This is a genomic window from Psychrobacter sp. ENNN9_III, assembly GCF_001462175.1.
GTDB lineage: Bacteria > Pseudomonadota > Gammaproteobacteria > Pseudomonadales > Moraxellaceae > Psychrobacter.
Map to the genome: position 1 here is coordinate 17,460 of NZ_LNUO01000175.1, position 10,705 is coordinate 28,164.

The window sequence follows — 10,705 nt, forward strand, 5'->3', positions numbered from 1 at the left end:
AGCTAATTTTCTTGTGTTTCAGTGACCCCAATCATCACACCCATCTCTTTTTTGTCATGTTTATCGATACTAGGCGCATATAGTGCTGACGCAATACCGCCATCTAAAAATAGCGCATTCGGACAGTTTAAGTTATCCTTAAATAAGGATGCAAACTGATAAAACGTCACAGGCTCATCGCTATTGACAAATTGTATGCTGCCATCACTACAAACGCCGGCTCCGTTACGAAACTTACTTGAGGTGCTATCAGGATTAAACTGCGGATGTATCTTATCGTTGATAACTAGCATTGGCCCTGATTGCGTGGCGTACCAAGGCTTTGCATCCCTACTGCTCAGCTGTTCAGCTAAAGCATTACTTTCATTAATTTGCACTTGGCCAGAGGTATCCCACCACATAACCCCATTGGGTAATAAATGAAAATTACCGCCGCCCTCATTTAAGTTTAAGGCGCGAATCTCATCACCTTCAATGACTGTGTAACCAATCGGCGCGTAACGCTCGTTGTACATACCAGCGTTCATAGCAAAAACTAAATGCTGTGATTTTGGCAGTGTATCCACTAAATTGGCAAAAGTGAGCAGCGGTTTTGAGTCATTAGAGGGTTGCCAAAACAACTGTAGAGAGTAGCGTTCGCTATTTAATGCCTCAGTCTTGATGCTACAGGCGCTATAAGTAAAGGGTAACTCTTGCGACTGGCACACCCAACTCTGCGTACTAGTATTAGATTTGTCAGCGTCTATCGGTTGACAAGCACTGATGCTTAACGCGAGTAGTGCAAATGTGAATGGCAACGGTAAGGCAAAAACAAAATTTGGCATCAGTTACTTAACTTTTGAAATACGGATATTATTTATAAATTTTTACTGCTGAACACTATTTAGCTAATTTTTAATGGTCAGTAGTTGGAACGTCGCGAAAGGTATTGTTTATAGTTGGAACGTCGCGAAAGGTATTGTTTACATTACCAATTAGCTGACCGCCATCGACTTCATCATATTCTGAGTTATCAACAGTTTCTTCTGTAGGCGCGCTGGTTTCTTTACCTTTATCACGCGAGTCTTTGTTATAAGCAATCAGTGCATCGTTGTTGGCTAAAAAGCTATCAGGATTGGCCATTACCCACATCTGATTGAATACGTCTGCTCGGGCGCTGTGATCGAGTAAAGCACCTTTATCCGTGAAGTAAAAGTACTTCGATAGCAGCTTAATTTGCCCATCATCAAGGCGGCGTGCAATATGGTAAGGCTGCAATTGGCTTGGATGTTGCAGACCGACGGCACCGACGATGCTGGCAAGCGATTTGAGCGTATTCTTATGAAAGCTTGCAACGCGCTCGGCTTTGCTCGGTACATCCAGCGCTTTTTGACGATACGGGTCTTGGGTCGCTACGCCTACAGGGCAAGTGTTAGTATGACAGGAGCGCGACTGAATACAGCCGACGGCGAACATAAAGCCACGTGCTGAGTTACACCAGTCAGCGCCCAAAGCAATCATTCGAGCAATATCAAAGCCTGAGACAATCTTACCACTAACGCCAAGCTTAACCTTGTCACGGATACTTGCACCAACCAAAGTATTATGTACCAACAAAAACCCTTCAACCATTGGCATACCGACATTGTCCATAAACTCAACAGGCGCCGCCCCCGTACCGCCTTCAGCACCATCAATGACGATAAAATCAGGGTAATTGTCAGTCTCCATCATGGCTTTGACGATTGCCATAAATTGCCAAGGCTGACCAATACACAGCTTAAAGCCGACGGGCTTGCCGCCTGATAACTCACGTAATTGCTGCCAAAACGCGACCAGCTCACGCGGGGTACTAAAAGCGGTATGAGAAGAGGGTGATACGCAGTCTTGACCAGTAGCGACCTGACGAGTATCTGCAATCTCTTGGGTGATTTTTTCTGCTGGTAGTACGCCGCCTTTGCCAGGTTTTGCGCCTTGTGAAAGTTTAATTTCAATCATTTTTACTTGTGGGTCGACTGCTTTTTCGGCAAAGGACTGTGGATCAAAGTTGCCATTTTCATCACGGCAACCAAAATAACCCGTACCAAGCTCCCAAATTAAATCACCGCCGAATTTACGGTGATACGGGCTAATCGCACCTTCGCCCGTATCATGAGTAAAGCCGCCCATCTTAGCACCCTGATTGAGCGCCATAATGGCATTGGCAGACAAACTTCCAAAGCTCATCGCTGAGATATTAAATACCGACATATCATGCGGCTGCTGACAACGCTCACCACCGACCATGATACGAAAGTCTTTATTCTCTAAGGGCTGGCTGACTGCCGACTGTAAAAACCATTCTTTGCCATGCGTGTATAAGTTATCTAATGTACCAAAAGCATTGGTATCGCTGACATTTTTGGCACGCTGATACACAAGGGCGCGCTGCTGACGCGAAAACGGTACTTGTTCTTTATCATTTTCTAACAGATACTGTCGAATCTCAGGGCGGAAGTCCTCGAGTACATAACGGATATGACCTGCGACAGGATAGTTGTTTAAGATAGAATGCTTGGATTGAATAAGGTCGTAAATACCTAGACCTACTGCCAACCCGCCAATAACAATCAGCCACCAATTGACTAATAATAGTCCTGCCAAAAAAAATTAAAATAGCGGCACCAAAAGTGCTATAGCGCAGCAGTAAACCAACCAAATAAGGAGAGCTGGTCTTGGGTTCAGGATTTAGATTGGTACGAGATTGGGGCATAGCAAGGCTCAACAGTGATACGTAAAGATTAAAAAGGCGATAATAAGTTGATATATGACCACACAGCAGTCTTTTATAAATCTTTTATAAACAAGAAAGCCAGACTGACGTTTTGATCAATAATAGGTATAAATTCGACGGGTATATCATACACTTATGATAACACTACAACGGTGTCATTGAGTAACAACTCCTTAGAGGTATTTTCTCTCAATATGCTTTGACGCTTGGTCAGTAAGACTCTTAACCTCCACTCCCAATACTCTCAGCCAAGGCCTGCAATTTGGGCACAATTATAGCCGCATAGTCATCGCTTTTCCAGTTAGCGCGCGGCACGCTGGCATTCAACGAATATTCATAAAGACCGGTGGCTACATCAAAAACCCCAACCGCAACCGCTAAAATATCAGGAGAGTACTCACCATCAGACAGTGTATGACCATGCTGTTGATAATATTCTGCTGACTGATCTAATGCTGTTTGCGCATGGCTGTAATCTGTGGTGGATAAGCTATCTTGTAGATGAGAGCGAATAAGTGCTTGTCTGGTCGGTAAGCTTGCTGCATAAAAGGCACGTCCAATGGCTGTCCGTGCTACTGGGACGGCCGAGCCAACTTGTAAGTTGACCGATAGGCGAGCGGGGCTACGGCAACAGGCGAGATAACGCATTTCGCCTTCAATTTCTGTGGCTAGGTTCACTGACACTTCGTTTTGTGTTGCAAATTGACGTAGCAGAGGTTCAGCAAACGCCACTGCATCATGACGACTCCATGCCGCCGCGCTCAGTCGTACCGCGCTACTACCCAACTCATACTGACCATGTGCGGTAATACGCAAAAACCCAAGCGTGGTTAGAGTGTAAATTAACCGAGTAATGGTCGCTTTTGGTAGTGCTGTCATCTGACATAATTGCTGATGACTTAACTGGTCTTGATGTTCAAAGGCAGCAAGTAAAGACAAACCACGACCAAGCGCTGTGACAAACTGCCTGTCTTCTTCCTCTTTGCTTTGAATAAGGGCATTATTCATCCTTTCTAATAAAAGCGTAGGTTTTGGCAGGTTTTTTGTCATTTTTTGACCATATATATTCAAAAGGGTTTACAAGAGGGATAAATTTTGCTTAAATAGTTTTACATTATGAAACTTAGTTTCGCATAGTGGAACTAAGTTGTCAAACAAAATTTGCTTGTCACTTAACTGATCATATAAATAGCTTTGATAAAAAGCTAATGAACTGTTTTTTACAAGCCGTCTTAAGTAAAGGAGTACGACATGTCAGCACCTACCAACCTACGAACGAATGCCAGCCCAAGTTTTGATTGGGAAGATCCTTTTTTACTGCGTGATCAGCTTACTGATGAAGAGCGTATGGTCAATGATAGCTCGCATCAGTTTTTTCAAAAAGAGTTGATGCCTGGTATTTTAGAGGCCAATCGTAACGAAAATTTTGATCGTAATATCATGCGTCAAATGGGTGAAATGGGCCTGCTTGGGGTGACTATCGAAGGCTATGGCTGTGCTGGTTTGTCAAGTGTGGCTTATGGTCTTATTGCCAAAGAAGTTGAAGCAGTAGATTCAGGTTATCGTTCAGCGATGAGTGTGCAGTCAAGCTTAGTGATGCATCCTATCTATGAGTATGGTACTGAAGAGCAAAGAGAGAAGTATCTACCAAAACTGGCTTCTGGCGAGTATGTCGGCTGCTTTGGTCTAACCGAGCCTGATTCAGGATCAGACCCTGCCTCTATGTCAACTCGTGCGCGTGCTGTGGATGGCGGTTATGAGCTAACTGGCAATAAGATGTGGATTACCAATAGTCCTATTGCTGATGTGTTCGTCGTTTGGGCAAAAGATGATGAAGGCAAGATTCGTGGTTTTATCTTAGATAAAGGTATGAAAGGTCTATCTGCACCGAAGATTGAAGGTAAGTTTTCACTACGCGCTTCAGTGACTGGCGAGATTGTCATGGACAAAGTCTTTGTTCCAGAAGCCAATGCTTTCCCAGACATTCGCGGACTCAAAGGACCTTTTGGCTGCTTAAATAAAGCCCGTTACGGTATCGCATGGGGCGCTATGGGCGCAGCTGAATTTTGCTGGAAAGGCGCGCGCCAGTACACGCTTGATCGTAAACAGTTTGGCCGTCCATTAGCCGCGACGCAGTTGGTGCAACTAAAACTTGCTAATATGCAAACTGAGATTGCCCTTGGCTTGCAAGCAGCGTTACGAGTCGGTCGTTTGATGGATGAGCATAATGCAGCGCCTGAGATGATATCGCTCATTAAGCGTAACAACTGCGGCAAGGCATTAGACATCGCTCGTGTTGCTCGTGATATGCATGGCGGTAACGGTATCTCTGATGAGTTCCATATTATTCGCCACGTTATGAACCTAGAAGCAGTAAATACTTATGAAGGTACGCATGATATCCATGCTCTTATCCTAGGACGCGCTCAAACGGGTATTCAAGCATTTTATTAATCTAAAACATTTAAGAATGTTTGATTAAATTATCACCCAGTATAGATGTTTAACGACTAACGTACGTTACTGTTTAGCCTTTAACACAGCGCTTAACATTAGCGTGCGTTTTTTTATAAGCTAGAATAACAAAGTGCCAAGATATATCAGCACTTAGAATGATAAATATCTAAATGCTTCTAAAAAGGTAAGGGAATATCATGAATACAACATCGCAACCTTCTAATGCACAATTAAGTAATAGTGACACTCCAAAAGGCGCATTACACGGCATCAAGGTGCTCGACTTATCAAGAGTATTGGCCGGACCATCTTCTACACAAGTGCTCGCTGATCTTGGCGCAGAAGTCATCAAAGTTGAACGTCCCGGTATCGGTGATGAAACGCGTCATTGGGCACCGCCCAAGTTTAGCGATGATACTTCTGCTTATTACGCAACTATTAACCGTAATAAAAAATCGCTCACTGTCGATATCACTACGCCAGAAGGACAGACTATTATTAAGCAGCTTATCGCTGATAGTGACATTGTGGTAGAGAACTTTAAGGTCGGAGGTCTCAAAAAATATGGTTTAGACTATGAGAGCCTAAAACAAGACAATCCGCGCTTGATTTATGCGTCATTGACAGGATTTGGTCAGACAGGACCGGATGCTAAGCGCCCTGGTTATGATTATATTATTCAAGGCTTGTCGGGGCTGATGAGTATTACCGGTCCTAGCGATGGTGAACCACACAAGGTCGGCGTTGCGGTCGTCGATTTATTTGCAGGCTTGCAGTTGACCATCGGTATTCAAGCAGCACTATTAGCGCGTCAACATACTGGCCTTGGTCAACATGTTGATGTGGCTTTGCTAGACAGTGCGCTGGCAATGCTGGCGAACGTCGGTATGAACCATTTGGCATCAGAAAAAGTGCCGCCAAGACTGGGTAACCAGCATCCTAACATCGTGCCTTATCAAGTGTTTGCAGGTCAAGGTGAAGAGCATTTTATATTAGCATGCGGTAATGACAGTCAGTTTGCCAAACTTTGTGATGTACTAGGCGTAGATTGGCATACCGATAGCCGTTTTATGACCAATCCTGCCCGAGTAGCAGAGCGTGAGCTGCTATGCAATGCGCTGGCCAAGAAGTTTGCCGAGCATCCGCGTGTATATTGGTTAGAGGCATTAGAGCAGGCGGGTATTCCGTGCGGTGCCATCCATAACATCGCTGAAGCTTTAGCCATGCCGCAAGCGCAAGCACGTGAGATGATAGTTGATTTTGCCGCGCAAGGCAGTCCGGTAAGAGCGCTTGGTAGTCCTATTAAGTTATCAGCTTCTCCGGTAACTTATCGTACACCGCCGCCGCGACTAAGCGAGCATACCGATAGCACGCTTGCAGAACTTGGTTATGATAGTGAGACGATAGCCAAACTTAAAGCAGACGGTATTGTTTAGTTAAAATGGACGACAAAGTTAGGCTGAGCGTGAAGGTATAAAACCTAAGCGCTGCTCTATCTGTTTGGCAAGCTCGATCAAAACAGCGCTAACCTCAGCGCGTTTGGCTTCATATTCAATTTGCAAAAAGCTGACAGCCATGCCAGCGACTGCGTGACCAGAGGCATTACGGATATAAGTACCTAAGCAATACATACCCTCGCGTAGCTGTCCATCATCTAATGAAATACGGCTGTCATGAATAGCGGCCATCTCATCGGCAAAGCTGACAAAGTTGTCGACGCCATTTGGGGTTAGTGGTTTAGGAAATTGCCCCTCATATATTGTTTCTATAGTATCTATAGGTAAGGTTGAGAGCATGGCTTTGCCCGTCGCCGAAAATACGGCAGGCACACGTACCCCAGCACGGAAGGTAAAACCGAGCGGCGCTGGGGCTTCATGACAGGCCAAAAATACCACTTCTCCTAAGTCCAGTTTAGATAGCGTGACGGTATGCTGTAGTAGGGCAGGATACTGTACGATTAAATCTTTAAATAGCTGGATCACACCTTGTTGCTGCTCATATTTACCTGCCCAGTACATCAAATAAGAGCCTAAATGAAAACGGTTTTCAGTGTCTTTATAAATCACATGTTTGGTAAGCAGGCTTTGCAAAATATTATGAGTTGAGCTACGAGGAAGTTCTAATTCTTTAGCAATATGAGCGGCTGTCAAAGGCTGAGCGCTTGCCGTAATCAAATCTAGAATCTGAAAAGTTTTGTCTAATGCAGGAACAGCAGTTGAGCTCATAAGTGGCCTATAAAGGTGAGTAAAATTAAAAACAATAAAAATAAAGCGTTAAATAGTCATGAAAATGAGAATAAAGGTTGCAAAATGGATCCCATCATTCTTATAATGATGTCTCATATATAGAATCTATGTTCAGTATATTGAACATTATAACAGTTATCAATAATTATTTATGTAGAGTCGTATCAAAACGATCTCATTATTAAAGCTACTAATAGCCGTTTTATCTACCTTTATAATATGCCATTAGTCCAATCGACAAGGAGCGTCACAATGTCACAACGGTCACAATCTACTCTACAGTTGTCAAACCCAGAACTGCTTAAGCAACACTGCTTGATCAAGGATGGATGGCATGCTGCTAGTGATGAAGCCACTCTTGAAGTAAGCAACCCTTTCGGTGGTGACGTCATTGGCACTATTCCAAGTCTTACCACTGAAGACGTCAATGACGCTGTCGCCTATGCGCACGACGTACAAACAGCATGGGCTGCAAAAACCCCAAAAGAACGTGCAGAATTATTACAAAAATGGGCAGATCTCATTGATGCAAATAAAGAAGATCTTGCAATCATTATGACCGCAGAACAAGGCAAGCCTTTGACCGAGTCGCGCGGTGAGATTGGTTATGCCAATAGCTTTATTCGCTGGTTTGCCGAAGAAGGCAAACGCGTTTATGGCGATGTGATTCCTGCCAATCAATCCCAACTGCGTCACGTCGTTCTTAAGCAGCCAGTGGGTGTTTGTGCAGCCATTACACCTTGGAACTTTCCAGCAGCGATGATTACTCGAAAAGCTGCGCCTGCATTAGCGGCAGGCTGTACGATGATTATCAAACCTGCCACTGAAACCCCATTTTCTGCGCTAGCCTTAGGTGCGTTAGCAGAGCAGGCTGGTATTCCAGCTGGTGTCATTCAAGTCGTTACTGGTAAATCATCAACGATCGGTGACATTCTCACAGGCGATACTCGTATTCATAAGTTATCATTCACAGGTTCTACGGAAGTGGGTCGTACTTTGATGGCTCAGTGTGCCCCAACTATCAAAAAGCTGTCATTAGAGCTGGGTGGCAATGCTCCATTTATCGTTTTTGATGACGCAGATCTTGAAAAAGCAGCCGAAGGCTTGATTGCTTCTAAATATCGTAACGCTGGTCAAACCTGTGTGTGCGCCAACCGTGTGTATGTCCAAGACAGCATCAAAGATGAGTTTTTGGATGTGTTTGTCAAAAAAGTAGCTGAACTAAACGTTGGTAACGGCTTAGAGGAAGGCGTGGATATCGGTCCTTTGATCAACAAAAAAGCGCTAGATAAGGTACAAGCACTACTCAAAGATGCATTGGATAAAGGCGCGACACTAATTGCTGGTGGTAGCACCAATAGCGCATCAGAACTAACCTATAACCCAACAGTCATCACCGATATTGATAGTGACATGGACATTGCTCATGAAGAGATTTTTGGTCCTATCGCTACCATATTTACCTTTAACGACGAAGAAGAAGTGATTCGTAGAGCTAACGATACGATTTACGGATTGGCCGCTTACTTCTATAGCGGAGATTATGCTCGCTCATGGCGCGTCTCGGAAGGTCTTGAGTACGGTATCATCGGTCATAATACGGGACTTATCTCTACAGAAGTAGCTCCATTTGGCGGCGTGAAGCAGTCAGGATTCGGCCGTGAAGGTTCTAAATACGGTATCGAAGAATATGTTGTGACCAAGTATTGGTGTTCTGATATCAGTTAATAGTTTGTCTAGCGTATTTAGTTTTCGATAGTTAGTTTTTGACCCTCAGCTTTTTAAATAATTTACCGATTAATTTTAAGCTGAGGGTCGACGTTTTAAAGTTTTTTAGTATTAATTAAAATTAATACATTCTGGTATCTAGTATTTATTAGATAGATCGTTACTCAAGAACCGCCACTTAATAACTGGCACTTATGTTAAAAATAAAGAAAAGGACATTCCTATGACTACTACCAATCAATCATTGTTTGAGCGTCGTAAAGCTGTGTTGCCAAAAGGGCTTGGTATTGCGTTTCCTGTTTTTGCAGAAAAAGCAAAAAATTCTGAAGTTTGGGACGTTGAAGGTAATCGTTATATCGATTTTGTAGGCGGTATCTCAGTACTCAATACTGGTCACAGCCATCCAAAAATCACCCAGCGTGTCCATGAGCAACTAGACAAGTTTACGCATACAGCCGCGCAGATAATGAACTACGAGTGTTATGTTGATCTTGCCGAAAAGCTATGTGAGAAGGCGCCTATCAGCGGTGATAAAAAGGCCTTGTTTTTAACCACTGGTGCAGAAGCGGTCGAAAACTGCGTCAAGATTGCTCGTTCCAAAACAGGACGCCCGGGTATCATCTCTTTTGTCGGTGGCTGGCATGGCCGCACATCCATGTGTATGAGCTTGACGGGTAAAGTCCTACCATACAAAAAGAGCTTTGGCCCGATGCCAGGCCCTGTGTTTCATGCGTTGTTTCCAGCAGAAGAGCTGAACGTCACCGAAGCACAAGCGCTGCATAGCCTTGAGATGATTTTCCAAGCGGATATCGATCCTAGCGAAGTGGCAGCGATGATTATCGAGCCAGTACAAGGCGAGGGCGGTTTTCACCAAGTGACGCCATCGTTTGCCAAAGCACTGCGCGAGATTTGTGATGAGCATGGCATTGTTCTTATCTTTGATGAAGTACAGTGCGGTTTTGCGCGCACGGGCACTTTATTCGCGTGCGAGCAGCTAGGTGTCGAGCCTGACTTAATGACTAGCGCGAAGAGCTTAGCCGGTGGCTATCCTATCTCTGCTGTGATTGGCCGTGCCGATATCATGGATGCGCCGCAAGTAGGCGGCTTGGGCGGTACGTATTCTGGTAACCCGCTTGCTTGCGTAGCTGCTTTGGCAGTGATAGAGGTCATCGAAGAAGAAAATCTACTTGAGCGTAGTGTTGAGATTGGCGATAAAATCGCAAATTTCCTAAAAGACTTGAATCTAAGCAGTATCGGTCATATCCGCTATAAAGGCGCGATGCTAGCGTTTGAGTTGATCGATAGTGATGGCAAGCCTGATACGGATGCAACAGCTAACCTAAAAGCAAAAGCTTTTGAACAAGGACTACTATTAGCGTCTTGTGGTATGCATGGTAACGCCATTCGTATCATGGTACCGTTAACTGTCGAAGATGAGGTACTACAAGAAGGTCTTGATATTATTAAAGGTATCTTAACTGCTTAATTACGGTATAGTTTTAGCGACCTTGTGCTAAAACAT

At 44.3% G+C, this 10,705-nt stretch carries 8 protein-coding genes; 4 read left to right on the plus strand and 4 right to left on the minus strand.

Features of this window, described 5'->3' with window-relative positions:
* Positions 1-2 precede the first annotated feature (2 nt).
* From PENNN9_RS10850 to PENNN9_RS10860, 3 genes are all read right to left on the minus strand, one after another.
* Positions 3-824, minus strand: a complete 822-nt coding sequence (locus PENNN9_RS10850; RefSeq protein ID WP_058369694.1) for a phosphodiester glycosidase family protein — start codon at positions 822-824, stop codon at positions 3-5.
* Between the two features lie 70 nt (positions 825-894).
* A complete protein-coding gene (locus PENNN9_RS10855; protein WP_227511805.1) occupies positions 895-2,622 on the minus strand; it encodes an FMN-binding glutamate synthase family protein in 1,728 nt (575 codons plus the stop codon).
* A 352-nt stretch (positions 2,623-2,974) separates the two neighbouring features.
* Positions 2,975-3,802 (minus strand): IclR family transcriptional regulator, encoded by an 828-nt coding sequence (locus tag PENNN9_RS10860; RefSeq protein ID WP_058369695.1) that lies wholly within the window; start codon positions 3,800-3,802, stop codon positions 2,975-2,977.
* 201 nt (positions 3,803-4,003) lie between these two features.
* On the opposite strand from PENNN9_RS10860, the gene PENNN9_RS10865 reads away from it, so the two are divergent.
* Positions 4,004-5,206, plus strand: coding sequence for an acyl-CoA dehydrogenase (locus PENNN9_RS10865; RefSeq protein WP_058369696.1), 1,203 nt, complete (start codon positions 4,004-4,006; stop codon positions 5,204-5,206).
* A 200-nt stretch (positions 5,207-5,406) separates the two neighbouring features.
* The gene (locus tag PENNN9_RS10870; RefSeq protein ID WP_058369697.1) at positions 5,407-6,645 is read left to right on the plus strand and encodes a CaiB/BaiF CoA transferase family protein; all 1,239 of its coding nucleotides are present in this window, start codon (positions 5,407-5,409) and stop codon (positions 6,643-6,645) included.
* A gap of 18 nt (positions 6,646-6,663) precedes the next feature.
* On the opposite strand, the gene PENNN9_RS10875 is transcribed toward PENNN9_RS10870, so the two are convergent.
* Entirely contained in the window at positions 6,664-7,434 is a 771-nt protein-coding gene (locus PENNN9_RS10875; protein ID WP_058369698.1) for an IclR family transcriptional regulator, read from the minus strand.
* 273 nt (positions 7,435-7,707) lie between these two features.
* On the opposite strand from PENNN9_RS10875, the gene PENNN9_RS10880 reads away from it, so the two are divergent.
* A complete protein-coding gene (locus tag PENNN9_RS10880; RefSeq protein WP_058369699.1) occupies positions 7,708-9,183 on the plus strand; it encodes an NAD-dependent succinate-semialdehyde dehydrogenase in 1,476 nt (491 codons plus the stop codon).
* Positions 9,184-9,406: 223 nt separating this feature from the next.
* Entirely contained in the window at positions 9,407-10,669 is a 1,263-nt protein-coding gene (gabT, locus tag PENNN9_RS10885; RefSeq protein ID WP_058369700.1) for a 4-aminobutyrate--2-oxoglutarate transaminase, read from the plus strand.
* The last annotated feature ends 36 nt before the right edge of the window (positions 10,670-10,705 follow it).

Excerpts from the sequence above, each read along its gene's own strand:
- PENNN9_RS10850 (WP_058369694.1), bottom strand. The coding sequence starts at position 824 with ATGCCAAATTTTGTTTTTGCCTTACCGTTGCCATTCACATTTGCACTA.
- PENNN9_RS10860 (WP_058369695.1), bottom strand. The coding sequence starts at position 3,802 with ATGACAAAAAACCTGCCAAAACCTACGCTTTTATTAGAAAGGATGAAT.
- PENNN9_RS10865 (WP_058369696.1), top strand. The coding sequence starts at position 4,004 with ATGTCAGCACCTACCAACCTACGAACGAATGCCAGCCCAAGTTTTGAT.
- PENNN9_RS10870 (WP_058369697.1), top strand. The coding sequence starts at position 5,407 with ATGAATACAACATCGCAACCTTCTAATGCACAATTAAGTAATAGTGAC.
- PENNN9_RS10875 (WP_058369698.1), bottom strand. The coding sequence starts at position 7,434 with ATGAGCTCAACTGCTGTTCCTGCATTAGACAAAACTTTTCAGATTCTA.
- PENNN9_RS10880 (WP_058369699.1), top strand. The coding sequence starts at position 7,708 with ATGTCACAACGGTCACAATCTACTCTACAGTTGTCAAACCCAGAACTG.
- gabT (WP_058369700.1), top strand. The coding sequence starts at position 9,407 with ATGACTACTACCAATCAATCATTGTTTGAGCGTCGTAAAGCTGTGTTG.